This window comes from Sulfurirhabdus autotrophica (assembly GCF_004346685.1).
In the GTDB taxonomy this organism is placed as follows: domain Bacteria; phylum Pseudomonadota; class Gammaproteobacteria; order Burkholderiales; family SMCO01; genus Sulfurirhabdus; species Sulfurirhabdus autotrophica.
Genome location: NZ_SMCO01000008.1, coordinates 44,265 through 68,639, shown reverse-complemented (window position 1 = coordinate 68,639; position 24,375 = coordinate 44,265). Strand labels below are relative to the sequence as shown.

General features: G+C 49.7%; 31 protein-coding genes and 1 pseudogene. 17 read left to right on the top strand and 15 right to left on the bottom strand.

Going from position 1 to position 24,375, the window contains the following annotated elements:
• Positions 1-289: 289 nt before the first annotated feature.
• A complete protein-coding gene (locus EDC63_RS09700; RefSeq protein ID WP_124946587.1) occupies positions 290-1,384 on the top strand; it encodes a site-specific integrase in 1,095 nt (364 codons plus the stop codon).
• A 365-nt stretch (positions 1,385-1,749) separates the two neighbouring features.
• Here EDC63_RS09700 and EDC63_RS09690 read toward each other — a convergent pair whose 3' ends face one another.
• On the bottom strand, positions 1,750-2,043 hold the full coding sequence (locus EDC63_RS09690) for a DUF3892 domain-containing protein (protein ID WP_124946585.1): 294 nt from the start codon (positions 2,041-2,043) through the stop codon (positions 1,750-1,752).
• Between the two features lie 127 nt (positions 2,044-2,170).
• On the opposite strand from EDC63_RS09690, the gene EDC63_RS09685 reads away from it, so the two are divergent.
• The 7 genes from EDC63_RS09685 (at position 2,171) to EDC63_RS09660 (ending at position 7,851) form a co-directional block, all read left to right on the top strand.
• Positions 2,171-2,524 (top strand): helix-turn-helix domain-containing protein, encoded by a 354-nt coding sequence (locus tag EDC63_RS09685; RefSeq protein ID WP_124946584.1) that lies wholly within the window; start codon positions 2,171-2,173, stop codon positions 2,522-2,524.
• Complete coding sequence (locus EDC63_RS09680; protein WP_124946583.1) at positions 2,521-3,399, top strand: ImmA/IrrE family metallo-endopeptidase; 879 nt, start codon at positions 2,521-2,523, stop codon at positions 3,397-3,399. The genes EDC63_RS09685 and EDC63_RS09680 overlap by 4 nt, the downstream gene beginning before the upstream one ends.
• Positions 3,400-3,448: 49 nt before the next feature.
• Positions 3,449-4,009, top strand: coding sequence for a hypothetical protein (locus EDC63_RS18800; protein WP_223248289.1), 561 nt, complete (start codon positions 3,449-3,451; stop codon positions 4,007-4,009).
• Between the two features lie 194 nt (positions 4,010-4,203).
• Positions 4,204-4,338 (top strand): hypothetical protein, encoded by a 135-nt coding sequence (locus EDC63_RS18965; protein ID WP_262982415.1) that lies wholly within the window; start codon positions 4,204-4,206, stop codon positions 4,336-4,338.
• A gap of 762 nt (positions 4,339-5,100) precedes the next feature.
• A complete protein-coding gene (locus EDC63_RS09670) occupies positions 5,101-5,754 on the top strand; it encodes a beta-class carbonic anhydrase (protein WP_124946582.1) in 654 nt (217 codons plus the stop codon).
• A gap of 101 nt (positions 5,755-5,855) precedes the next feature.
• A complete protein-coding gene (locus tag EDC63_RS09665) occupies positions 5,856-6,107 on the top strand; it encodes an FmdB family zinc ribbon protein (protein WP_124946581.1) in 252 nt (83 codons plus the stop codon).
• Between the two features lie 121 nt (positions 6,108-6,228).
• Positions 6,229-7,851, top strand: a complete 1,623-nt coding sequence (locus EDC63_RS09660; RefSeq protein WP_132920921.1) for a sigma 54-interacting transcriptional regulator — start codon at positions 6,229-6,231, stop codon at positions 7,849-7,851.
• Between the two features lie 76 nt (positions 7,852-7,927).
• On the opposite strand, the gene EDC63_RS09655 is transcribed toward EDC63_RS09660, so the two are convergent.
• Both EDC63_RS09655 and EDC63_RS09650 read right to left on the bottom strand, forming a co-directional pair.
• The gene (locus EDC63_RS09655) at positions 7,928-8,404 is read right to left on the bottom strand and encodes a DMT family transporter (RefSeq protein ID WP_124946579.1); all 477 of its coding nucleotides are present in this window, start codon (positions 8,402-8,404) and stop codon (positions 7,928-7,930) included.
• Positions 8,405-8,646: 242 nt separating this feature from the next.
• Positions 8,647-8,991, bottom strand: coding sequence for a DUF2917 domain-containing protein (locus EDC63_RS09650; protein WP_124946578.1), 345 nt, complete (start codon positions 8,989-8,991; stop codon positions 8,647-8,649).
• A 210-nt stretch (positions 8,992-9,201) separates the two neighbouring features.
• Here EDC63_RS09650 and EDC63_RS09645 point away from each other — a divergent pair, with 210 nt between their 5' ends.
• From EDC63_RS09645 to EDC63_RS09615, 7 genes are all read left to right on the top strand, one after another.
• Positions 9,202-10,647: an aminotransferase-like domain-containing protein gene (locus EDC63_RS09645; protein WP_124946577.1), complete on the top strand. Its 1,446-nt coding sequence runs from the start codon at positions 9,202-9,204 to the stop codon at positions 10,645-10,647.
• Between the two features lie 192 nt (positions 10,648-10,839).
• On the top strand, positions 10,840-11,145 hold the full coding sequence (locus EDC63_RS09640) for an NIPSNAP family protein (protein ID WP_124946576.1): 306 nt from the start codon (positions 10,840-10,842) through the stop codon (positions 11,143-11,145).
• 79 nt (positions 11,146-11,224) lie between these two features.
• Complete coding sequence (locus tag EDC63_RS09635) at positions 11,225-12,100, top strand: N-acyl homoserine lactonase family protein (protein ID WP_124946575.1); 876 nt, start codon at positions 11,225-11,227, stop codon at positions 12,098-12,100.
• Positions 12,101-12,301: 201 nt separating this feature from the next.
• On the top strand, positions 12,302-12,631 hold the full coding sequence (locus EDC63_RS09630) for an antibiotic biosynthesis monooxygenase family protein (protein ID WP_124946574.1): 330 nt from the start codon (positions 12,302-12,304) through the stop codon (positions 12,629-12,631).
• Positions 12,632-12,805: 174 nt separating this feature from the next.
• Positions 12,806-13,216: a MerR family transcriptional regulator gene (locus EDC63_RS09625; RefSeq protein WP_223248287.1), complete on the top strand. Its 411-nt coding sequence runs from the start codon at positions 12,806-12,808 to the stop codon at positions 13,214-13,216.
• Positions 13,213-13,647 carry a carboxymuconolactone decarboxylase family protein gene (locus tag EDC63_RS09620; RefSeq protein ID WP_124946573.1) on the top strand — a complete coding sequence of 145 codons (435 nt, stop codon included), beginning with the start codon at positions 13,213-13,215 and terminating at the stop codon, positions 13,645-13,647. Before EDC63_RS09625 ends, EDC63_RS09620 begins: the two co-directional genes overlap by 4 nt.
• A gap of 28 nt (positions 13,648-13,675) precedes the next feature.
• Positions 13,676-14,071: a GFA family protein gene (locus EDC63_RS09615; RefSeq protein WP_223272286.1), complete on the top strand. Its 396-nt coding sequence runs from the start codon at positions 13,676-13,678 to the stop codon at positions 14,069-14,071.
• Positions 14,072-14,120: 49 nt separating this feature from the next.
• On the opposite strand, the gene EDC63_RS09610 is transcribed toward EDC63_RS09615, so the two are convergent.
• The 10 genes from EDC63_RS09610 to EDC63_RS09565 form a co-directional block, all read right to left on the bottom strand.
• Entirely contained in the window at positions 14,121-14,726 is a 606-nt protein-coding gene (locus tag EDC63_RS09610; protein WP_124946571.1) for a glutathione S-transferase family protein, read from the bottom strand.
• Between the two features lie 155 nt (positions 14,727-14,881).
• Positions 14,882-15,307 carry a GFA family protein gene (locus EDC63_RS09605; RefSeq protein WP_124946570.1) on the bottom strand — a complete coding sequence of 142 codons (426 nt, stop codon included), beginning with the start codon at positions 15,305-15,307 and terminating at the stop codon, positions 14,882-14,884.
• 138 nt (positions 15,308-15,445) lie between these two features.
• Positions 15,446-16,129, bottom strand: a complete 684-nt coding sequence (locus tag EDC63_RS09600; RefSeq protein WP_124946569.1) for a helix-turn-helix transcriptional regulator — start codon at positions 16,127-16,129, stop codon at positions 15,446-15,448.
• 1 nt (position 16,130) lies between these two features.
• A complete protein-coding gene (locus tag EDC63_RS09595; protein WP_124946568.1) occupies positions 16,131-16,817 on the bottom strand; it encodes a DUF2461 domain-containing protein in 687 nt (228 codons plus the stop codon).
• Between the two features lie 85 nt (positions 16,818-16,902).
• Positions 16,903-17,304 (bottom strand): VOC family protein, encoded by a 402-nt coding sequence (locus EDC63_RS09590; RefSeq protein ID WP_124946567.1) that lies wholly within the window; start codon positions 17,302-17,304, stop codon positions 16,903-16,905.
• Between the two features lie 523 nt (positions 17,305-17,827).
• Positions 17,828-18,223, bottom strand: a complete 396-nt coding sequence (locus EDC63_RS09585) for a tautomerase family protein (protein WP_124946566.1) — start codon at positions 18,221-18,223, stop codon at positions 17,828-17,830.
• 166 nt (positions 18,224-18,389) lie between these two features.
• Positions 18,390-19,004 carry a hypothetical protein gene (locus EDC63_RS09580; protein ID WP_124946565.1) on the bottom strand — a complete coding sequence of 205 codons (615 nt, stop codon included), beginning with the start codon at positions 19,002-19,004 and terminating at the stop codon, positions 18,390-18,392.
• A gap of 93 nt (positions 19,005-19,097) precedes the next feature.
• Complete coding sequence (locus EDC63_RS09575; RefSeq protein ID WP_124946564.1) at positions 19,098-19,517, bottom strand: DUF1801 domain-containing protein; 420 nt, start codon at positions 19,515-19,517, stop codon at positions 19,098-19,100.
• Positions 19,518-19,543: 26 nt separating this feature from the next.
• On the bottom strand, positions 19,544-19,936 hold the full coding sequence (locus tag EDC63_RS09570) for a VOC family protein (RefSeq protein WP_124946563.1): 393 nt from the start codon (positions 19,934-19,936) through the stop codon (positions 19,544-19,546).
• Between the two features lie 99 nt (positions 19,937-20,035).
• The gene (locus EDC63_RS09565) at positions 20,036-20,674 is read right to left on the bottom strand and encodes a class I SAM-dependent methyltransferase (protein WP_124946562.1); all 639 of its coding nucleotides are present in this window, start codon (positions 20,672-20,674) and stop codon (positions 20,036-20,038) included.
• A 91-nt stretch (positions 20,675-20,765) separates the two neighbouring features.
• On the opposite strand from EDC63_RS09565, the pseudogene EDC63_RS18795 reads away from it, so the two are divergent.
• Positions 20,766-20,983 (top strand): annotated as a pseudogene (locus EDC63_RS18795) (hypothetical protein); the annotation flags it as partial.
• A 343-nt stretch (positions 20,984-21,326) separates the two neighbouring features.
• Here the strand turns inward: EDC63_RS18795 and EDC63_RS09555 are convergent.
• Both EDC63_RS09555 and EDC63_RS09550 read right to left on the bottom strand, forming a co-directional pair.
• Positions 21,327-22,097 carry an alpha/beta fold hydrolase gene (locus tag EDC63_RS09555; RefSeq protein WP_165922964.1) on the bottom strand — a complete coding sequence of 257 codons (771 nt, stop codon included), beginning with the start codon at positions 22,095-22,097 and terminating at the stop codon, positions 21,327-21,329.
• Positions 22,098-22,375: 278 nt separating this feature from the next.
• A complete protein-coding gene (locus EDC63_RS09550) occupies positions 22,376-23,350 on the bottom strand; it encodes an NAD(P)H-binding protein (protein WP_124946559.1) in 975 nt (324 codons plus the stop codon).
• Between the two features lie 90 nt (positions 23,351-23,440).
• Between EDC63_RS09550 and EDC63_RS09545 the strand changes: the two genes are divergently transcribed.
• Entirely contained in the window at positions 23,441-24,358 is a 918-nt protein-coding gene (locus EDC63_RS09545) for a LysR family transcriptional regulator (protein WP_124946558.1), read from the top strand.
• Positions 24,359-24,375 lie beyond the last annotated feature (17 nt).

The window sequence follows — 24,375 nt, the reverse complement described above, 5'->3', positions numbered from 1 at the left end:
AAGTGGTGAAAACTTATACCCCCATTTATACCCCCAACCACATTAAAGTTCAATTGAATTGTGTTGAAAGGGTTTGTACTGACTAACTAGGTAAACTGCTGATTTTTATTGCTGAATTATTCTGTATTGAACTGCTTAGAAGTGTTCCTTGGTGCCGGGAGGGGGAATCGAACCCCCATGACCTCACAGTCGCGGGATTTTGAGTCCTGACCTTGAAATCGGCAATATCAAGTCTGTATACTGATTTCAGCAAAATATATCTGATTAATTGGGACAATTTGGGAAAAATATGGCGGATTTCGTTCGTGTCGAGAAAGGGATATACAAGCGGGGTGAGTACAGCTTTCAGGTCAAAATGATGGTGAACGGTCATCGTGTGACTGAGACGTTCGATACCATTCTGGAAGCCCGTGCTTTTCGTGATTCAAAAAATGTTGCCAAAGCACTTGACCCGGATTTTAAGCGGGTCGTTGCTTCGCGAATCAAGAAGCAAGAGGCGGCAAGTTTTACCATATCAAAAGCACTTGATCGTTATCTGCGGGAAGTGACAGTATTAAAAAAGGGTGCGGCAGAAGAGAAGTATAAGATTGGCAAGCTGAAACGTTACGATATTGCCAAAATAGGGTTTTATAGCTGTTCTGCCGATGATATTGCAATGTTTCTATCTACCCTTAAAGATGAGGGGATGAGCGATAACGGCAGACGCAAGTACGCACTCATTCTCTCACACTTATATAACATAGCCTTAAAACGTTGGCGGATGGCTGTTAGTAACCCTGCTTCGTCAATTGAGCTACCCAGTAATGGCCCGTCGCGTGACCGTCGTCTTGAATCTGGGGAAGAGGTTCGGTTCTATGCACAGCTGGGGAAAGCGCGCAATAAATTCGTATTGCCAATTACAAAACTTGCAGTGGAAACTGCGATGCGGCGCGGCGAATTACTATCACTGCAATGGAAAGATATTACGTACCATGACGATGGGACCGGAACTGCAGCCCTCTATGACACCAAAAATGGTGAAAATCGCGTAGTTCCTCTGTCGACCAAAGCGGTGGCTGTCCTAAAGGGGTTGACTAGGCCAATCAAGGGTGGTCAGGTTTTTAACGTCGATAAAGTCCAATTGAGGGCTGCGCTTGCAGCAGCTTTAAAGCGGGCCAGAAAAGAGTACGCGCTCGAATGTGAAAAGATTGGTAGGGATTCAAATCCAGGTTTCTTGCGAAATCTCCGTTTCCACGATTTACGCCATGAAGCGACTAGTAGGTTGTTCGAACGTGGAGTATTCGATTCTATGGAGGTGGCCAGCATTACAGGGCACAAGACACTCCAGATGCTTAAGCGTTATACACATTTGCGGGCCGAAGACTTGGCAAGGAAGATGGGCTAAGTTTCTATGCTGTCAACAGACTGTCAAGTCTAACAGGGAAGTTGTCTGCATGTCGGCCTAAGCTGACGTCGAACAGCGACAGAACAAGTCGTTAACGAGCGTCCGCTTGCCAAAGAAAACGAGCGGCTGTAGCCGCTCGTTTAATAAGGCGTCGCACGGGTTAGCGATTACTGTCCGGCGTCACCTTAACCGGAGTCCAGGTGTGCCCGGGCTTGGTCGTTGGGGGAAGTTGCCGGTTGTCCGGCACAGTGGTGTAGTTTGGTTGCTTGCCGCCACGGGGACCTACCTCTTGGTAAATCCCACCCCTATTGCCGGTGCTTTCACCGGGTTTCTTTGTCGTTGCCATGTGGTGCTCCTTAGGTAGATTAATGTTGCTTCAACGGACACTGATTCAGGGACAACAGGTTGTTGTTCCAACGGCCATCCGCATAGGTGCGAAGATATGGAGCTTTCCCCGTCTCGCGGACAACTCCGATGTCGGCACGCTTGCTGTTGGCCACATCCAACACGTAGAACGTATTAGTCTTGGCGTCGATGCTGCTGATCACCGATTCACGAGTCCATATCCAGTTCGCGGCCGGGTTGCCGAGATGTGTGATGTGTTCGTGTGTGCTCTGCGGGTGAGACTTCAAAATGCAAGTTACTTGTACGTCAGCCATGGAATTTCCTTTCTTGCTTGCGCCAGGAGCGTCATCTATAATGTGACGAATTCGTCATGCTCCTGGCCAAAAGAGAGGCCCTGTTGGGCCGTGACGAAATAGTCAATGTTAACTATACGGAATCGTCATGAATTTGTCAACACCCCCATCCGCTGTTTTTCCAGACCGATTGCGTAGAGCGCGTGAATATCGCGGACTGAATCAGGCAGAACTGGCCCAGAAAGCTGGTATGCAGCCTTCCGCCATTTCCCACTTTGAAACCGGTACCCGCAAACCTTCTTTCGATAATCTGCGCATCCTAGCTGATAGCCTCGATGTCACTACTGACTACCTTCTGGGCCGCGTTGAAGAGTTTAAGGCCCTCGCTGGCGCAGATCGCCTCCACCGCCATTACGAGTCGCTTGATGGGTCGGATCGGAAGATGGCCGACGAGCTCATAACCATGTTGGCCAAACGCGCCGAGGAGAAAGGCAAACCATGATCACAACCGATCCCTACGCCTTTGCTACGCTCGTTGCGGAACAAATTGTCAAGGGCCTAGGGATCGTTACGTTACCCATCGATCCGAAAGGGATAGCTCGCGGACGAGGAATCGATGTTGTCGCAAAGCCCATGGAAAACGAGGGCGTTTCGGGAATGTTGGTACGGTATGATAGCGAGTTCGCGATTGCCTACGCTACACACCATCAGAACGAAGGGTTTGAAAACTTCAGCGTTGCCCATGAGCTAGGGCACTACTTCCTGCCCGGACATGTCGACGCCGTTATTGCAGGTGACACCGGCTCACATGCGTCGCGCGCAGGGTACTCATCAGGCGACAAGTATGAAGCGGAGGCGGATCGTTTTGCCGCAGGCTTTCTAATGCCACGCCATCTGTTCTTCCCAGCGCTTGAGAAGGCTGGTAGTGGCCTTGCGGCTATCGAAAATCTTGCGGCGCTGTGTAAGACCTCGCTGCATGCTACGGCTATTCGGTATACGCAATGCACCCGCGATCCAGTTGCAATAGTCATCAGCCGTGGCGGGATTATCGACCACTGCTTTATGTCTGAGGCGATCAAAAACGTTGACGGCATTAACTGGCTTAGGAAAAGAGAAGGGCTGCCGCGCAATACGACCACATCCGCATTCAACAAGGTTCCAACCAACGTGTTGCACGGAGTCCGAATCGAGGAAACTTCCAACCTTCAGCATTGGTTCGGCGGACGGCGCAGCATTGAGATCAGCGAAGACGTTGTCGGGCTTGGCCGTTATGGCAAGACCCTTACTGTGCTGTATGACATCGACGTGCCAGACCCAGAGGACGAGGAAGGCGAGCAATCCCTCATGGAATCCTGGACTCCGCATTTCAGGCGCTAGAAAGATTTGTACAGCGTTAACAAGTGCTATGGGCTTGGGAGAAACGTAAATGGCGAGTTGGACAAAAGACGATCTTCATAAACTCGACGTTAAGTACGCGCAGGAAGGCGTGCATCTGCATCAACGTCCTTTCCGTGCGGCAACGGAATTGCTTGGGGCAGCCTTCGCTCTTGGCGTTGGGAGAAATCCCGAGGTCAAAAAGATTATGGACGCCTATGCCGAACTGGTGCCCGAGGTGAATACGACCTGGCCAGGTGCTGGTGTCGGTTTAGCCGTATCCGTCGATCGAGTACGCAAGCTCACTTTAGCGGTCATCTTTGGCGGGCAATCGATTGAGCCTTGGCAAGCGACCGGGTTTAATAGCATTGAGGAATGGTGGGCGTGGTGCCGACAGAGGCATGATATTGCCTCGGAGGCGTCATTTGCTTTCGCAGATCTCTACGATTTCACATACGGCTTGAACGAAGTAGATGATCGCTGCGTTAATGCAGCGACATTGTGGAGAATGGCGAAGTCGAACCTCGAAGACGTGGCGAACATATTGCCCTCAACCTTTAGTGTGGATTCCGTGATTCAGCCAATCTGCATGGTTGCCGAGTTGGCGATGTAAGGTGCTCTCGTCTGGAATGGTGCCGATCCGAATGGGTTTAAAGGCAAAGGAGGTCATAATCTCACTCTTCTTGCCGAACGCTTGGCGCAGGCAAGTCCACATCGCGATGATCCACTGGTAGCATCAATCGTGTCGAGGTTACCGCCTTACGTCGATAGCCGATATAGTCCGGCAGGTCTGCCCGACTGGAGGTTGTGCGCTTAGCATTGAGTGTTCAGTTTATCGCCGCTTCAGCACTGCGCCGCATAGTAAGCGCCGATCTGGCAGCAGAGATGGATTCTGGAGGCTGGCCCGCTCCTCGGCGTCCTTTCTTCCCCGACCATCAATAGGTCTATGGTAGTGCGGTCTGACACCCTACAGGTGTGCGCTATTGGCGCTCAGTTCAGCGTAAAGGCAAGTGGCCGCTTAGGTCGAGAATCGGAAGTAAGTCACGATCACCAGTATGGGCTGAAGTTCGGCCTAAGTTGCCGGTCAGCGAGGCCAGAAAATCTGTGATAACGAATGACTGCTAAAGAATCAATGGACCAGTTTTAGCATCTAGCGCTAGTGGCTGCTCTATGCTCAACACCGGCCAGTCACGACATTTTTTTGAAAAAATTCAGAGAAATAGACTCGAGTGTCTGCTTGCAGATAAGCTGGTTGGCAGCCTTCGACCCTGAAGGGACTGTCATTCGCTTCGAACTCGCTGGTAGTCACTTTCGGTTAAAACAGGGGGCAAATCGGTAACAGTAAAATTTGCTGCTCAGTCCTAGGTGTTGACAGGGAAGTCCTTATGGACAATGTTTGCCTCAATTTTCCCCGCAACAAGCAACATCACTTCCCACTATGAAGCGTTACTTCATTTCAGTGTTATTTATATTTTTCAATATGTTATGCGCACTTAACTTGTTTTCAGCAGAAAAATAAAATCACTGGAGAGAGTACGTGCAAATTTAAGCCATTGTTTTTGCTATGATTATTATCTGGCACGAGTCTTGCTAATTTAAGTGTGCGGGTAAAACCCCCGTTACCAATCCCCTTGGGCTGCTACCGAAGAAATTAGGCCGCTCTAGGGGTTTTAAATTTGCAGACTTTTACCGAGGAGATTCAAAATGACCACTCTCAAAGAGCAACTGAGCACACACGTCGCCGCATATGACCTCTGGGCACAACGTCGCCGCTATGGACCGGATGGGCATAACAACCGAAGCTTGTGGGTACTTGCCTGTATGGACGAACGCCTGCCGGTAGATGAAGCGCTCGGCATTCACGTAGATACACCGGCCGGCGGTGGGGATGCACACTGCTTCCGTAATGCCGGAGGAATCGTCACCGACGATGCAATTCGCTCGGCGATGCTGACTTGCAATTTTTTTGGCACCAAGGAAATCGTCATCGTGCAGCATACACAATGCGGCATGTTGTCTGCGAATGCGACCGATCTGGAAAAGATGTTACGCGACAAGGGGATTGATACGGACAATATCGCGATGGACCCGACGCTGCCGGAACTGAAGCTGGAGAAAGGCGCGTTCGCCAAGTGGATCGGGATGATGGACGATGTGGACGAATCCTGCATGAAAACAATAGCGGCATTTAAAAATCATCCCCTTATTCCCAAGGATGTGGTCATCAGCGGCTGGGTCTGGGAGGTTGAGACGCGTCGGTTGAGGGCGCCGACCCAAGACCCTGAAAAACGGGCAAGGACCGATGTCACCTCAGCCCAGTTCGGCGTCAAAGGGAAGCAACCGCCTCGTTGGAGCTAAGTCCAAAAGAGAAAGCCGGAAACGTGGGCTGCCTGGCGTAACAGGTGTCCACGTCTTAGCATTTCTGAGAAACGCGTTAACACAATGGATGGGGGTTCCAAATGCCAACTTATGATTACCTGTGTACACAATGCAAGCTGCAATTCGAAGCACGTCATGCAATCAACGCGTCCAGCCCGGATTGCTCGGTATGTGGGGGCACGACTGAAAAAGTGATCCTCTCGGCCCCCGCGACGCATGGCAACATGGCGCGTGGCCGTGATCTGGCAATGCGCTCACTTCAGCCGAAACCGGGCCAGGAAAAACATGTACACGGACCTGGGTGCGGATGTGGGCATCACCAACATTCTTAAACGCAATCAATTTTTTGGTGTAGCCTTGGCAGATAGCCATCGCGGAACCTTGGAATGACTAAGCCCAGCGCACAATAGCGCGCGACTTGCGATAGCGGTGTCAGATTTGAGGAGAACCACTATGCCCGATAAGCTTTTTTCCCATCTTAGTCCCATCCTGTTTTTGCAAACCTTTGTTGCCCAGAGCATTGAGGTCAGCGCAAAGATGGGGGGCGGCAAAGGTAATGATCGCCTCAATTACATCGAGCAGCTTGGTCTCACCGCGAGTGGTTGCTTTGAGACCGCATATCGCCAAAAGTTGGCGCAAGACGGACCCTTGGATCATGACAAGTACGCGGACATGATTGTTGAGATCAAGAATAAGATCGGCGGAAATTTTTCCCGTGCATCAAGCGAACCGGGCATGGTGCGAGTGGTCAACACGCGCTGCCCCTTTGGGGAAGCTGTCATGCAGGCCCCAGAGCTTTGCAAAATGACGTCCAGTGTCTTCGGCGGGATTGCAGCACGTAATTTCGGCTACGCAAAGGTGATTCTGGACAAACGCATTGCGATGGGAGACGGGGTGTGCGAGGCACGCATTTATACCGATCTCAAGAAAGCTGCCTCCTTTGAGGGAGACGAATATCACCGGGAACAGGGAGTCATCCGCGGTCGGGCGACTACAGTCAAAGCTCACATCACTAGAGAGCTGCGGCAGGGGAAAACTTGGTGCGGTGTTAGCGAGCCAGAGGATGCTGATAAACCTCCCATCGTGGCGAAATCCCTGGCCATGCTCCATGCTCTGGAGATAGTAAAGGTAGTAGCACCAACTTCAGCGACCGTGCTGATTACTGGTGAGACCGGCGTGGGCAAGGAGGTCATTGCCCGGCGCATCCACGCCGTGAGTGAACGCAGGAACAGGAATTTTGTCGCGGTGAACTGCGGCGCAATACCAGAAAATTTAGTCGAGACTACACTATTCGGACATGAACGTGGTGCATTTACCGGTGCCTACGAAGTCCACCACGGCCTGTTTGAGCAGGCAGAGGGCGGAAGTCTGTTTCTTGACGAGATCGATTCGTTGCCTCTCGCCGCCCAAGCGCGCCTTTTGCGGGTGCTTCAGGGTAGTGAGTTCGAGCGAGTGGGTGGGAAACAGCGCCTTTCGACGAATGTTCGGGTGATCGCCGCGGCCAGTATGCGGCTAGACAAGTTCATTGCCGAAGGAACTTTCCGGACGGATCTCTACTACCGAATAAACGTGGTACCCATCCTTCTCCCACCACTACGCGAACGTCACGAGGATCTTTTGCCCCTCGTTAATCACATCCTTGCGCAACTCTCCGCGAAGTACAACAAAGTTATTAATGCATTAAGCGAGACTGCGATGGCGCAGGTGATGCAGTACGATTGGCCCGGAAACGTACGTGAACTGGAGAACGTACTGGAGCGCTCGTTCCTGTTCTCAGTCGGCCCTATGATGTCCGAGCTGCTGCTTCCCCAAACCAGTGTCGGTACGCCAGCAAGCGCCGGACAACCCCTTGACTTGTCCCTCAAGGAGGTGAAACAGCGGGCGGGTGAACAAGTGGAGGCGCTAATCCTCAAGGAGGCGCTTACCCGTTTCCGCGGCAATGTCAGCGAGGTAGCGAAGTCTTTGGGGCTTACGCCGCGGGCGATCCATCAGAAGATCAATTTGCACAGCATAGATCCCAACAATTATCGCTCCCGGGTAAAGCTCAAAGTCGCGCATCTGGATAAAGGGAAGTAGCAAGTACCAGAGTCTGTCGCAAATTTTGAAGCGCGTGTGTGGTGAGCTACCGTAGTAGCGGTTCGTACACTTATTCCTACAAAGGCCAAAAACATGCTGACCACGCTGACGTAAGTAAACCCGCATAGGCTTTGCCAACCGTCAGAGTCGATGTTATGAGGCATAGTTTCGAACGCAGGGAATACCATATTGGGGCTGAAATAACAAGCGCCCAACTGGTCGTTTGCCAAGCGCCGAGCTCCCTTGAAAGACGGGCTCCTTCGGCATAGCCAAATCCTGTAGAAAACACTGCACCTAAGAGTAGAAAGTCTCCAGTTTGAAAAGAACCTCCACCCGACGACAGCGCAAAAAATGCAATGGTTATGCTCCCCACTATTGTTGATACCCAAAAAATTGGCCGTGAGCGTTCACCAGCCAGCCATGCACCAAATAGAGCAGTAACTAATGGCAAAAGGCCAACGACTACTGCCCCGTGAGCCGCAGGTATGGTCTTCATCGCCCAAGTAGACAGAAATGGAAAGCCAATGACAACACCGATTGCAGTTCCACCCAATCGGAGCTACTGCATTCTAACTGGCCTCGGAGTATCAACCATTGTGAGCGCAATTTCAGCTATGCTTGCAGCAACGATTGCTCGATCGAGGCCAACAAAAGTGGGATCGAGTTCGATGATCGCCAACCGCGTGGCGGGGAGAGTGAGGCTTATCCCAAGCATGCCGAGTATTGTGCTTTGCCATTGGGCTGAAAGTGTTTTCATTGTTTACTTAACTTGAGAAGTAACCGAACGAAAAAAATTCAGCATTTTGACGGTCTGTTTGAATGGCACTTTACCTGTACAAGTCGAGGCAGTATCGCCAGAAGATGGAAACACCGATTGAAACGATTTGCCAGGAGAATTGACCATGGCGCCTCGCTGATGAGTCTGATGGCGCCAGAGGGTAAACCTTGAACAAGTACAAGACCGTTGTTTTCGATGCGCAATCGTTCACCCTGGACAAGCAGGAAGTCGCCAGGTTGACCTTCGGCAGTGATCCACACCATCCCTTCAGTGCATTCGAGATATACATTGCGCGCGCCTCGAAAAGCCAGCGGTTTCCCTTCAGCAAGTTGGATTTCCATGTTTCTCAGTGACAGTAGCATGATTGAATTTCCTTAAGCATTCAATTACAACGCACTGCCAGTCTAGAACTACGGCATAATTCAGTACAGACACAATCAGGCTAAATTGTTACCAATACAGTTATCGTTTATATAAACTGTACTGTTCAAATCTGTTGGCAATTGTATCTGTAAGCAGCAGATCGATTACAGTAATATTTAGCACAGATCACTGGCAGAAAAGGGACTGGGATGGATCAGCGTACTTTGCGTTATGAACAATTAGCAGACGAACTTGCAGGCATGATTGCTGAACGCATTTTGCGTCCTGGCGATCGCCTGCCTTCAGTGCGTTGTTTGGCTCGTGATAAGAAGCTATCCGTCTCAACAGTGGTGCAGGCGTTGCGGCAGCTTGAAGATCGAGGTCAAGTGGAAGCGCGGCCACAGTCCGGGTTTTTCGTTCGCCTGCCATCTCTCAATCAGAACCCGCAGCTTGTACCGCAAACTCGTCAACATCTGGCGCGGCCGGTAGCCGTCGATATCAGCAGTCGTCTTATGCGCGTGCTTGCGTTGAATAATCGGAAGGAAATGGTTCCCCTCGGCGCCGCTCTTCCTGCTGCTGAATTGCTCCCGGTCGCGAACCTTCAACGCCTTTATGGCGCTGTCGGTAAACGATTCGGCGCACTCATCGATGAGGCCAGCCATTCGGCCTTAAATCGAACAGATCTGGTGCGCCAGTTCGTCCGGCATTCAATTTCCTGGGGTCAACCCATTGCAGCAGACGAGATCGTAGTGACCAATTCATGTACCGAATCCCTGTCACTCTGCTTGCGCGCCGTGACACGGCCAGGGGATACGGTGGCCGTGGAATCGCCATCGTACTATCTGATGCTGCAGTTACTGGAACTCCTGGGGCTCAAGGCCATAGAGATTCCAACCCACCCCCGTAACGGCATGTCGGTCGACGCGCTGGAGATTGCCACTCGTGAACGGCGGATCGCAGCGTGCCTGCTGGTAAGCAACTTTAACAATCCGCTGGGGAGCCTCGTCCCCGACTATGAGAAAAAACGACTTGCAGATCTAATGGCGGCGCGGCAGATACCGATAATTGAAGACGATATTTTTGGAAACCTGCATTTCGGTACGGATCGCCCATGGCCAGTTAAATCATTCGATACAGCCGGGAACGTGATGCTTTGCTCGTCGATGTCGAAAACCCTGAGCCCTTCGCTTCGATTGGGATATGTCGCAGCGGGTCGCTTTCATGGGGCGGTTCTGATGCAAAAAACACTGACCTCTGGTATCACCAATCCGGTGACACAGGAAGTCGTCGCCCGTTATCTGGAGTCGACGGCTTATGACCGGCACCTGCGCGGCTTGCGGCGGGCGTACGAAAAACAGGTCATGCAGATGTCCGAGGCGGTTCTGCGATATTTTCCGGCTGGTACCCGACTGTCGCAGCCTCAGGGTGGATTTGTTCTATGGGTCGAACTTCCTGCCGGGATCGATAGCGCAGTACTTTTGGAGCATGCCGTGAGTGCAGGCATCGCTTTTGTCCCCGGAGATCTTTTTTCTGCGAGCGGCAATTACCGTAATTGCTTACGTTTGAACTGTGGCAACCCATGGTCGGCGCGTTTCGAGGAAGCCGTTAAATGCTTGGGATCACTAGCGGCCAACGTTGCGACCTTCGGTAAGTAGACTGGCAACGTTTTTATGTTTGGTCTTGTGTATTATATGAAAAATGGATAATCTGTATGTCATTAATAGGTTAAAGAAATATCTTGGCGTCCCTGTTCTCAAAACATGTCCTGACGAATCTGTCATTTGGGTTGTGTTTGGCATCGCCCATAGTGACGCGTTCTAATTTTTTGCTGGTGAAAGAAACGCCTTATGATTACTTGCTATCTTCGATACGTGATTGATCCTTTCAAGCTGAAGGAATTTGAAACCTATGGAAAAATGTGGATACCCTTGGTCGAGAAATTCGGCGGCAAACACCACGGGTACTTTTTACCTCATGAAGGCCCTAATAATATAGCGCTCGCCATGTTTTCGTTTCCATCCCTTGCTGCTTACGAAACTTACCGTGCAGCCGCAGTTGATGACCTGGAGTGTCAAGCAGCTATGCGCTACTACCAGGAAACTCAGTGTTTTCTGAGTTTTGAACGTTCGTTTATGCGCCCGGTTTTTGAGTAAATGTCCTTTCTATGAATCAACACGGACCGCAACATCTGATCTTTGTACCACCGTCGCTATCTTAACCACGCACATTAAAATGGATAACCAAATCATGCAGAATCATGGAAACTTATTTCGTATCTTCCTCACCACCATTCTGGTACTTGCTCTATCCGCCTGCGCGACTGAGCGGACAGCACCGCCGTCAGGATTACATCTTTATGTATTCAACTGCGGCACGATTGACGTATTGGATCTTTCAGTATTCCAGCCTGGTATAGGCAAAGGCGATCACAAGAAGCTAACTGATTCATGCTACCTTGTGGTTCATCCTAAGGGTACGTTGATGTGGGATGCTGGTCTTCCAGATGCGCTCGCGCAAACACCAGAAGGCAAAACGATGATGGATACTTTCGTTATTAAAATGCCGAAGACACTTGCCAGTCAACTCAAGGAAATCGGGTATGCACCTGAGTCAATCAAGAATCTGGGTATCTCGCATATGCATTTCGACCACGTGGGTAATGCCGATTTATTTCCTCATGCCACACTCCTGATGCAAAAGGAAGAATACGATGCAGCCTTCGGACCCGAGCCGGCCAAGTATGGATTTGACCCTGCTACCTATTCGACCATGCACTCCAATCCAGTTAAAACACTTGAAGGGGACTACGACGTCTTTGGGGACGGTGCTGTCGTGATCAAGCGCATGCTGGGGCATACTCCTGGTCACCAGGCCTTGTACGTAAAACTTCCCAAAACCGGAAATATTCTTCTCTCAGGGGACTTGGTTCACTATACCGATAATTGGGTGAACAAACGTGTGCCAAGCTTCAACTTTGATAAGGAGCAGTCGATCAAAACCATGGAAGAGACCGAACAATTCCTGAAAGCAAATCATGCGGTGCTCTGGATTCAGCACGATCTGGAACAAAATGCCGGTATCAAGCATGCTCCTGCTTATTATGATTGATCAGCAACAAGGAGCGAGGGGTATTACGCCTGCACTTCGTTCCAGCTGACGCGCCAAAAATGCGTTTGGGCGTATTGCCGAAAACTTTCCCTGAGAGCGTCTAACCTGGCGGCACATTTCTGACATGTGCGCCGGGCGTTGCACCTCAGTAGCCAGATGCAAATCAGATAAGCCCTTAGTTAACCCTATTTAGGATTCCGCATGTATTCAGCAACATTCATCTTTGATAAAAAACAATTCGATGAAGCGTTTTATCAACTTGACCAGGCAATAGTCAAAATAGTAAAACAAACTGTTGGCTATATCGGCGAGGAAGCATGGGAAAACCCCGAAACTGGCCGGGTTTCAAACGTATACTATTGGGAGACAATGGAAGGACTCCATGAACTAATGCAAAATCCAACACACCTTAAAGCTAAGGCCGCTCAATCCAATTGGCTCAATGGGTATCAAGTCATAATTTCACAAGTTCTACGCGCTTACGGAGATGGTGCTATCTCCCATCCTACAACAGCATTTAATCAAAGCTAACCCCCATTTCGCAACTGGGGCGCACTAGACGCACCCCTTAAGATAATCGCTTGTTAACAGACGCCAAGATCTTAGTGAAAACCCACATGGAACAATATCTCGACAATAGCGAGTACATTGATTGGAAGCATCCTTTTAACGTCCCTTGACTTCAAGTGCACTCTAAGAATTAATATGACAAACATGACCTGCAATGTCATCACCATTGGCGAGCTTGCTCAACTAAGTGGCCTTACCACGCATACAATTCGTTTTTACGAAACGGTAGGCGTGATTAGACCAAGTAGACGTGCAGCAAACGGGCATCGCCGCTATCACAGCAACGATGTCCTTTGGCTTGAATTTGTACTCAGGCTAAAGCGCACTGGCATGCCACTCGCAGAGATCAAGCAGTACGCCGATCTTCGAGCGCAGGGCGACTCGACATTGCAACCACGGCTTACGATGCTCAAGCTCCATCGTGAGCGTTTGGTCGCCAAAATGGATGAGCTTTCAGAGTGTGCCAACGTCCTTGATCACAAGGTTCTTATCTATCAAAACATGATCGCCAAGACGAAGTCACCAGCAGGAGAAACGCCTAAATGAACCACTCAACAGTCGAAGTAGAAAACTCAAAGGATTCCATTCGCTATGTACGTGGCTTGGAAAAACTGCGCGAAATCGATGGTAAGGCCGGTGAAAATGTCATCGCTGCACTTGCAGACATAGCCCCCGATTTTGCAAGATTATTGATCGAGTTTCCTTTCGGCGACATTTATTCACGGCCACAGTTGGATATCAAATCACGGGAAATTGGTGTCGTCGCTGCCTTGACTGCCCTCGGCAATGCAACGCCTCAGTTAAAAGTACATATTCACGGTGCACTCAACGTCGGTTGCACTCGGGATGAAGTTATCGAAATCATCATGCAAATGTCTGTCTATGCCGGCTTTCCGGCAGCCCTAAACGGACTGTTTGCAGCCAAGGAAGTTTTTGCGGAGCGTGAAACAATTGAGCAGTTCAGTAACGCCCCATAATTTGAAGATGAGCGCTATGGAGCAATATATGCAAAAAGGTAGCTGTCTTTGCGGAGCAGTGGAATATGAAATTACTGGATCACTTGGGCCAATTGTATTTTGTCACTGCGCTCGCTGCCGGAAAGCGAATGGGTCTGCGTTTGCCGCAGTTTCAGCTATCCCTGCTGCAAATTTTCACATCGTTAAGGGACAAGAATCTCTAAGTAGTTATCGCTCTGATGCAGGTGTTCATCGGGTGTTTTGCGGCACCTGCGGATCACCAATTATAGGTACGCGTGAAAATATGCCTGAAACGGTACGCTTGCGCATCGGTACGCTTGATACTCAAGTAGAAACAAAACCTTCTGATCATGTCTTTGTTGGCTCGAAAGCTGAGTGGTATGAAATTGTTGATGGGCTTCCACAGCATAAAGAACGACCGTGAACGTGCTAAACCGACAGCAACTCCTTCATCCGTATGATCATGTGCACTTTCAGTCCTTCATTGTGACGTGACCAGACTGCGCCTGCACACGGTCAAGCCATTTACCTATTGCCCTATACGGTGACAAATCAAATCCCCCTTCGCTTGCAACATGCGTGTAAGCGTAAAGTCCAATGTCCGCGATGGAGTACTGGTCTCCTACAAAGAAGGATCGATTCTGAAGGTGACGCTCCATTACTTCAAGTGCGGCACGACCTTGTATTTGCTTTTGGGAAAGCATTTCGGCATTGAATGGTGTGTTTTCGATTTTCTTGATGGAAACCCAGAATCTTGCGGTGGCAATATTGGGCTCGTGACTGTATTGCTCAAAGAAAAGCCATTGAAGAACTTGTGCTTGTTCTATTGCGGATGATGGCCAGTATCGCGAGTCTTGCGCCAAATAGTATAATATCGCGTTCGATTCGGGTAGGTATGAACCGTCGTCAAGTTGTAACAGTGGAATTCTGCCGTTTGGATTCTTATCCAGAAATGTTGGTGTTCGTGTTTCCCCTTTAAGAATATCCAATGAAATGTATTCGTACTCTTTGTTGAGGTGTGCAAGTAACAGCCGGACTTTGTAGCCGTTTCCTGATAGAGGATAGTCAAATAATTTCATCAGTATTCCTTGTTAAAGTTGCCTGCTATCGTGGCTGTGGAGCGTATGAAAATTGCGATACTGGCTGCCACACTACTATGGAAAGAGGCCCCAAATATATACGATAAATACATGCCTAAAATGACACGATATGGCTAGCCCTTCTCAAATACGCTTTAAGCATGGGTGTCAGGGCACAAAAGCACGGATAATTCTGGCATGGTTTCATACTGTGTTTCTGGTGATAAGATCACATCCCACGAGGCCTTGGAGCCCACGAATAGGTGAGCACCTATTTTTAATTGCACATCCCCTTCAAGTAGACCAGCAGGCACCCAGAAGTATGGCGTGCTTCTCAGAGGATTGGGTACAGGAGAACCGCAGTTGGAACAGAAGTCGGAACGAAAACCCGTGTCTTTCACCCAAGAGGATATGTGTTCTTGACCAGCTAGCCATCGGAATTGCTCTTTAGCAACGATAGCCGCAGTATTCGAAGAGGTGCCACCTTGCTTTCGACATAAAGAGCAATGGCATTGGTAAAGATTCGGAACCGCGCCGACAATTTCAAATTCAATTTTTCCGCAGAGACATTTACCACGCATAGTAAGATCCTTGATGCTTTAACGTAATATTGGACGACCGGAATGTCAGCGTACAAATAGACATTTTGCGCGTAGGTTGTAAAAAACTCAATTCAAATAGCATATTGAATGTTTTTTGATGTTCTGGCGCTGAAACACTCATTCGTTATTGCATTGTGTCTTTAAAAAATCCTGCAAAGTTCGACCGGGGAGGGGTTGGAAACGCCGGTTTAGCACTTCCATGCGTTGTATTCTATCCAGTCTGAAGTGCCGAAATTCATCTCTCAGTTCACACCATGCAACCAGCGTCCAGACCTTACCCCAGTAAAATAAGCCCAAGGGATGAACGTTGCGATTAGCATGTTGGCCATCTTGGCGTATATAGTCGAAATTGACTGTATCCAGTTGCTTGATGGCCCGGCGCAACAAGGCGAGGTGCTCCGCCACTTCAAGGCTAATACTGAAATCTGGAACGAGCATCTCTTCGCGCACAAGCTCTGGTTTGAGGTGCTCGGGGATGACCTTTTCGATTTTTTGTATGGCCTGGTGCGCGGCGCGGGCCAGACTTTTGTCGGTCCATACTTGCACCATGCGTGCGCCCAGTAACAGTGCGGTCAATTCTTCTTCATTGAACATCAGCGGAGGCATGTGGAAACCGCGCATCAGCCGATATCCAACACCGGCTTCACCCGTGATCGGTACGCCAGAGAGTGATAAGTCTTGAATGTCGCGATAAATGGTGCGTTCAGAAACTTCGAGTGCAGCCGCTAAATCGCGCGCGGTGATGACCCTGTCGTGGTGCAGTTGCTGGATGATCTGAAACAGACGGTCGGCACGCCGCATGCTAAAAGCGTAGCTCCAGCGCCTTGCATAGATAGCGCATGAAGGGTGCTGCCTGGGCATAATGCTCGACCACTTTAGGGTAAAAGTCTTTTGAGATAGCTTCTGCATCTCGCAACGGGGCGATGGCGATGAAGTCCTTGCGTTTGAGATCTGACAGTAAGGGATGGTCTTTGGCATAACCGCGTGGTGCATTCGTGAGCGTAGCGCCAGCCAGCGAAAACTTCTGATTGAAATTTTTGTCGTCTCGCGCGGCCAGCCAAGCCTCACCTTGGTTGACAATGGCATCGCGAATCTTGCTCAAAGCGCTCGCATCTGGACGCCACAGGCCAATGGCAACAAAACAATCGTTTGGTTCTATGTGCAGGTAAAAGCCTGGGGCATGCACATCCTTCCCCACCTCATGCCGAAACTGGATACCAATATTGGTTTTATACGGGCGTTTGTCATTGCCGAATCGAATATCACGGTTAACACGCATTAAAGCGCCGCCAACCTTCCGGGGTAGGGCTAGGAAGTGCGGAGAAATCAGGGCGAGATCGGTGGCAATGTCCCTAATGAAATTCAAGGAGGGCGTGCGAACCGTCGCTTCATAGTCGGGCTTGTGTTCGTCAAACCATTCGCGCCGATTATTGGCCGCCAATGCCGAGAGAAAATTAAACGTATCGCGTGTGAAGTAACGGTTCGCCATTTAAATGCCTACTGGTGCATGTAGGGGCGAGGAATGCCGCGCCCATTATCGAAAGCGGGTCGGGTATGGCCGACCCTGCAAATTGTTAAGCCGCTGAATGACCCATTGGATAACTGATGATCGATAGCATAGCACCTTGCGGATCTTGAATCACGGCAAATCGCCCTACATCAGGGATGTCGTGAGGGGATACGATAACCTTGCCTCCGAGCTGCATAACGCGTGGCAGCAGCGCATCAACATCGGCAACCGTAACATAAGCGCCCCAGAGTGGCGGCATGCCCGCCGCTTTATCCGGGATGGCCATGATGCCGGCGATATCCTGATCGCCCAACTTAACCAGGGTGTAGTCCATATCGCCTGGCTTGACATCCTGCATACCCCAATTGAATAGCTCGCCATAAAATACCTTGGCACCTTTTACGTCCGTTGTCATTAATTCATTCCAGCTAAATGCACCGACTTGTTTCATTGCTGATTCACTCATGATGTTCTCCATTTATTACGTAGTGGTTTGAATACGAATCCAAGCTTAACAATGGGCTACTGACAGCGTGGTGTCAGTAGGATTAACTAATTTTTCTTGAGATGGCTCTGTTGAACAATGGTAGCGGAAGTTCAGGCAGGATGCGGCGAGCGCCTCATGTTCGGCCTTATGTGAAGTGAAGAATCGAATTTCGATTTCTTTATGTAGCGCTTCCTTTCTCAGAAAGACGCTATCTCGAAATGTTTTTTATTTTCGAGGGGGGCTACATTTAGACCTCACAAGCTTATATTGGATGACTGCTACTGCAGGTATTGTATTGAAATACTCGAACGACAGGCGCCGACAAAAATATCGACCTCTCAAAACGTCATACAATCAATTATCTTGATCTCCACAGGGTTAAAGTACCCCTAATGCAGCCATTCATCCATAGAATTGCTTCATGAGTTTTTCGATAGTTTTATCTTGGTATTAAGAGATGTGCTTTGGTCGCCCCGCTTAAATGGTGAGATTAGAACACAAACTACACCTCAACCTTGAAACCTCGCTCAACATCACACTCTGCTTGCCCTCCACGAATACCCCAATTTTCTTTTGCAATTTCTCTGCGGAGAATTTTTACGTGGTCTTTAGGTATGCCGAAGGGTTCAAGATTGCTCACGACAGCCTTGTACAGATTTCGTTTCGCATCAAGAGAGCGACCAGCAAATGCATCAATACTGATGTGCGTATAGAAATCTGGCTTCTCACGAGCAGGTGGGCACGCGAAGCGGTGAGGTTGGTGCACAATGAGGCGAACATTTTTGTCACCGGGCAAGATCTGAAAAGCTTCACGTAAGGCCATGTGAATAGCCTCCACCAGAGCAATCTCCTGCTCTTGAGTGTATTGTCGCCGTACTTCGATTAAGACGCTTGGCATTTCTGCTCTTTTGTGGGAATGTGCGCTAACACCCTGGTAAGCAGCACTTGAGTGCGCAGTTCGGAGGGCATGCTGGCTAAAAGCCGTGAGTGTCCTCTGCCCAACCAGTAAGTTTAGTGGTGCATGGCGGAATAGATGCTGAGTAACTTCGGCTTACCATTCGATGCTACTGCACATAGGGTTTGTTAACGATGTGTCCTCTCCATAGGAGCCAGGCAGCCACGTAACCCCAGAGACCGAAAATGCGTTCAACCATTGTGACAAAACTGAGGTTGGTTAGTGGGCCGCCTTCTGTTGCAGCAAGCAAGGACCCAACCCCGAGAGCAGCCCCAAGGCCGACTACGATGTGGCCTACGATGATTGCTGCAATAGGTGCCAAAGTCGCAATAACGCCAACAGCGCCGATCACTTTCAGCTCTCGCTGGCGGTGAAGGAGGGCGATTGACCAAAAAAGCACTGCAAGCAACAAGAATGCCGCGTACAGGAGATAGTAACGTCCTGCAAACTCTGTTGCGATACCAAGCGAGATTTGTACTTTGGTTATCGCCGCAATGGTGAAGAAGATAAAGCCTGCTCGATTCAGCGGTTTTCTCAGGCCCATTTCATCGCAAAACGCCCAAGCAGCAAACGCCGCAACAGTGAGCGTCAAAATACGCAGGGGCGCGAGAGAAGTGTCGATGTGAGACAGCAGCAGCGTCATGAAGGCAGCCACAGCCAAAGTGACGGCACCGACTTTTGCATTTAGGGATTCAGCGCGACTAGCCAAAATTGATATGCTCATTTTTTCTCCTTTAATTAAGGTGGCTACGTAAAGTTAAGAGGTGCTGTGCCTTGACAGTAGTGTCACCCTAGAACGCAATGCAATGTGTTTTATTCATACGCCCAACATTGGAAGATGTTTTCTGCCGTGATAAGTGAGTGACAAAAAAATACAATGCTTCACTTCATCAATGGGTATTTCATCGTTTTGATGAAACACAATGGCTCTGTTCCCTTCAAACTTCAGCTTATCGTTATAAAGCTCTTTGAATGTATCAACCAGCTTTGTTTTGCAATGAAAATATAGTGCGTATTGATTTGGCGTTGAATTCTTCCAATCCATTCGGATTGTGCTTCCACTCTTCGTGAGATAACTTGGCTCACCCCATTTTAGCGTTTCTTCCATTGCGCTAACGTCCTCACTTTCTGAGGCTGTATCCAGCACTAACTGGCGAAGGAACATCATTTTTTGATGTATGTGCTTCGGATAGTTATTGAACACTTCTGCAACTTCAGGGTTTTCAAATTTGTCCATGTTTGACTGCCAGCCAGAATGATTTGTTAACCACCCATCGGAGAGCAAAGCTCAATAAGCTCCCCATCTTTGGCGCGAACATAGGCGACAATTTGTCCCCAAGGTTTTTTAACCGGCTCGGTGATTGGAGTGGCTCCGGCGGCAGTTGCTCTAGCATAAGCTGATGCAACGTCTTCAACAACGAATGCTAGCGCAACACCAAATGATGCTGCGTTTGGGGCAGCATTTTGAAACTGCTCACCAAAGTTCATTTCACCCATGGCATGAGAGGCGAAGGCAAGGGTTGTTGTACCGGTTTCCAGTTCTCCATATTGTCCCGTGTCGTCAACAAAACGGGTTCCAAAACCGAACGCTTCTTTGTAGAATGCGAGGGCTTCCGTAACAGATGAGACAAAGACGATGGTATAGCCGAATTTCATAAGCACTCCTATTTCTGACACTGAACCGTTTGAATTCACCGACATTGCGCGGTTTTATCGCACAGCGTCCGGTAGAATGAATTGTTTGGCCGCTTCATCTTAAGTACCAATGCGCCGTGCAACCAAAACCATATCGATAATGGGCTTTGATGCATTGGCAGGACTACCGATTTCTTCTGAAAATACGATCTCTAGACGTGCACTCTGAACCAAGTGTTCAATCTCCTGCCTTGATCGGTAGTGCACATAGATTTGGTCACCGCTGCTTGAGGTCTGGAGTCCAGGCCGCTCCCTGGGCCCCAACATTGCACTGAGGTAAAGCACCCCGTTGGGCGCTAGGATTTTACTGAGCGACCTAAAGAACTGCTCCGCATCTTCCTGGTTCAGATAGTTCAATCCAAAGGCATACGCAATGCCGTCAAACACTCGGCCTAGTTCAACCAACTGCCTACAGTCTTGAACCAAAAAGCTGGCGGTCGACACATGATTTTGGGCTAACTGTACCATGTTTGGTGAAAGGTCTATTCCGAGCACCTGAAGATCTGGCCTTTCACGCATGAGGAATGCAGAGACATTGCCCGGTCCGCAAGCAACGTCCAGCACGGTCGCGCCGTGCCGAGGAACGTGTGAGCAGAACTCTCGGTAGTAGGTATCATACGTATTCAGGGCTAGGTACTTCTGGGCGTACGTTTCCGCGAGCCTATCGAACGTGTTGACGGAAACTTGGCAGGTGTCCATGGTGCATCCTTAAGCGGCCTAACAAATGAAAAGGACTTCCCCGTCCCGAGAAAGCGACGAAGGAGTTGCAAATGGCATTAAAAATGCCAAGATGGAATGCGCTGTTTTCATCAATCACCATGAGGGGAATGTCATTAACATTATGGCCGCAGGTATTGATCTTGCCAAGAATATTTTAGTCGTCCACGGTGTGGATGAAAGTGGCAAAGCTTCACTGGTCAAACCCAAAGCAACAAGAGATCAGTTATTGCCGGTGATAGCCAATCTGACATCGTACCTGATCAGCATGAAGCCTGCTCTGGTACGCACCGCAACAAACTGGTTAAAGTCTGGCTGAAGGAATGTAAAGACAAAATTGAGTTGTTCTACCTACTCAGCTACAGTTCTTAATTGAACCAGTAAATACGGCTTAACGCAGCCTGAAGCACCTGAAGCAAGCGATCTGCTCAAAAGTGCCGGCTCGCAACAAGGCTAAACTGAAAACAGCTGCAACAGAGCACATGCAAAAATTGAAACAGCCCCCTGAACGTGTCAAAAAATACTTCCAGGATCCACGCGTGAAATATGCGGCTTGATAATATTTGTTGGCCGGATCTATAAGCTGCAGTTTTGGGAACGCGAAACGACGGCTGGATGGCATTTTTCGTCGTATTTACCGTTTTTTCATGTCAAGTACCTTCAGAATAGCGGCTTTGACTTTTTCGATTGATTCATGAGGACTAATATGTCCGCCTGGAACTGTCCAGGTTTCCAGTTTTGGCGGTTTGCCGACATAATCCTCTTGCCCTATTACTGCCAATGCAGGTATCTGCAACTCATTGATCCAATGGGTCGCGTCTTCAGGCATTAGAATTACAGCGTTAATAACGCGTGACAACTCCTGTAGGGAGCGTTTTGAAAGCCTATCTTGCATCTGAATTAATAGCTCAGGTCGCTTATGCAAAATTTCTCTAGAGTAGAGCGATTTAGCAGCTTGCTTTGCATAAAATCTGGGGAAATACAACATTACCTTTTGAAAAATAAATCCCAACCTGCGTAACCCCGTTGTTTTCTTAAAAGGCATATTGAATAAGCCCAGTGCTTCAAAACGCTCGGGATATTTGGTTGCGGCTCGCAAGGCGGTCATGCTTCCCCATGATTGCCCAATGAGAAAACAGGTGTCGAGTTTTAATTCGTTAATGATCTGCATGAGCATTTCGACACAATCTTCCAGCACCCAGTCATGTCCCACATCACCGCTGACTCCGTGGGCAGGCATATCAATGAATATGCGTGTTATTTCTGGCAAATCATTGGAAACCTCAAACCACAATGACTTATCCAGAAACACCCCGTGCAGAAAAATAATGGGCACTCCTGTGCCCCGATGATCTATGGTCAGCGAAATACGGCCTACGCATGTATCTATTGTCCTTTCTTCCATGTAAGCCGTCCTCATATGTTGAATTGCATGCCATACTGAACTGCAATTTAGATGAAACCATGGTACATGCTGTCATTTCAAGCTTGTTGCATCTTATTGGCTTCGACACCAAAGTAAGAGTAGTAACATGCAAATTTATGGCTGAAATGGATCAAATATGCTCGAAATCTATTACCGTAGGCCGGATCATTTTCTCTGCTAAGACCCCATGGTATTTAAAGATCTACAACTTGCCATGTGGTATGGCACAAAAAATATGCTCTGTGGCCGTTAACATGTTAGGCTCCATGTAATATTGGTACCGGGTGGGCTGTGGGCAGGTTCAATGCGGTAAGAGCTTCGGTGAGCGCTTGCGTAAATGGCGTATTGGGCACGTCTCCTAGTTGCGCCCTTAGAGCGCTATCTTCCATGATATGAGGACGTTGCCAAAGGTAACGCATTTCCAGCATCGCTCGTACCATCGGCGAAAACGGCGCTGCTAGACGGATTATCCCCCACGGCAGACTCGTTAGTCGCAGCGTCCGTCCGCTTGCGCTTTCCATCGCCAGATGTAATTCAGCGCCAGTGAGTGCATGTCCTGCAAAATGTAAACAATTTACACCATGCAGATGCGCGCGCAGGTTCGCCAGGCGCACAAAGGTTTCCGCCAGGTCCGGCAGATAGGCCCAAGTATGTGGCACGTCCATCGGCCCCGGATAAACTAGTTTGCCTTTGCCGAGCGACTTGGTGATCACCAGATCAAACCACGAGCCGCGCCCCTCACCACCAAAGAAGTCGCCAGCCCGCACTACCACACTGTTTACCCCGCTGGCAGCGGCAGCGCGCAGTTGCTGTTCAATGTCGATACGAACGCGGGCCTTGCTGTTGTTGCCAATCTGTGGCGTGTCCAGGTGCAACTCGGCGGGTAATGACTTTCCAAAGTTGTACACGTTACCGGGAAACATCAGGAGCGCGCCGCTGGCTTTCGCGGCAGCTAGCGCATTGGCGGCCAGCGGACGCGCAAATCGCTCCCACTGCGTATAAGGCGGGTTGAGCGCATTGACGATCACGTCCATCCCTTGTGCTGTTCGGCACAGTGCATCGACCTGCATCGCGTCAATTTGTACCGGCTCGACCTCTTTTGGCCAGCTGACCTGAGTGCGTCGGACCTGTGCGCGGACCTGCCAGCCTGCTTTAGCAAATGCGTGGGTTGCCATAGTTCCAAAGCGTCCGTTGGCACCAAATATCAGTACTGAAGGAGTGTGATGGCTCATGGTTATTCCTGCTTGATAATTGGATGATCCTATTCTGCCTGTCGAAAATGTATGGCACAATCCGTATATCTGAATGCAAGGTATGCATTGATGAATACATTAGACTCTTCAGTACCAAAGGCACAACAACCGGACTGGAACCTGCTGCGCGCATTTCTGGCAGTAGTGGACGCAGGCTCATTAACCGGTGCAACGCGCTTGCTTGCAACCAGCCAGCCTACGCTGAGCCGCCAGATTGCCGAGTTGGAATCGTCACTTGGTATAGCACTTTTTGAGCGGGTGGCACGCGGCTTGCGCCTGACCGCAGCGGGCGAAGCGTTAGTATGGCCAGCACGACAGATGCAGACAGCGGCGCAGGCCGTGTCGCTCACTGCATTAGGCCAGACGCAGCAGTTGGGCGGCACGGTGCGTCTGACCGCTAGCGAGATGACCTCTGCCTATGTACTACCTGAGATACTCAAGCTGTTGCGGCAAACCCATCCAGCGATTCAGATAGAGTTAGTGGCGTCCAATCGGGTAGAAAACTTGTTGGAACGTCAGGCCGATATCGCCATACGCCATACCCGTCCGACGCAAGGCGGTTTGGTGGCAAAGCGCGTGGGTGATGCCAAAATAGGGGCATTTGCGCACGTCGATTATCTGAAACGCGTCGGCGGAGAAGTCGATCTGGCTCGTGCAGGTGACTATGACTGGATTGGTCTCGATTCATCCAATATGATCCTGCGTGGATTTCGCGCTGCAGGCATGCCGGTCGAACGAGAGTTCTTTGCATTTCGTTGCGATAACCAAATAATTGGGTGGCAGGCAGCGTTGGCGGGTCTTGGAATTGTATTTGCCCCTGTCAGCGTAGCGGCACGATGGCCCGAGATGCAATTGGTGCTGCCAGAAGAGTTGGTCCCCAATATGCCTGTCTGGGTAACCGCGCACCGGGAACTACGTAACAGTGCTCGCATCCGCTTGGTATTTGACGCACTGGCGGAAGGTTTGCAAACGATGGTGGTGGGTTAGGTCGAATTCTTCAATGT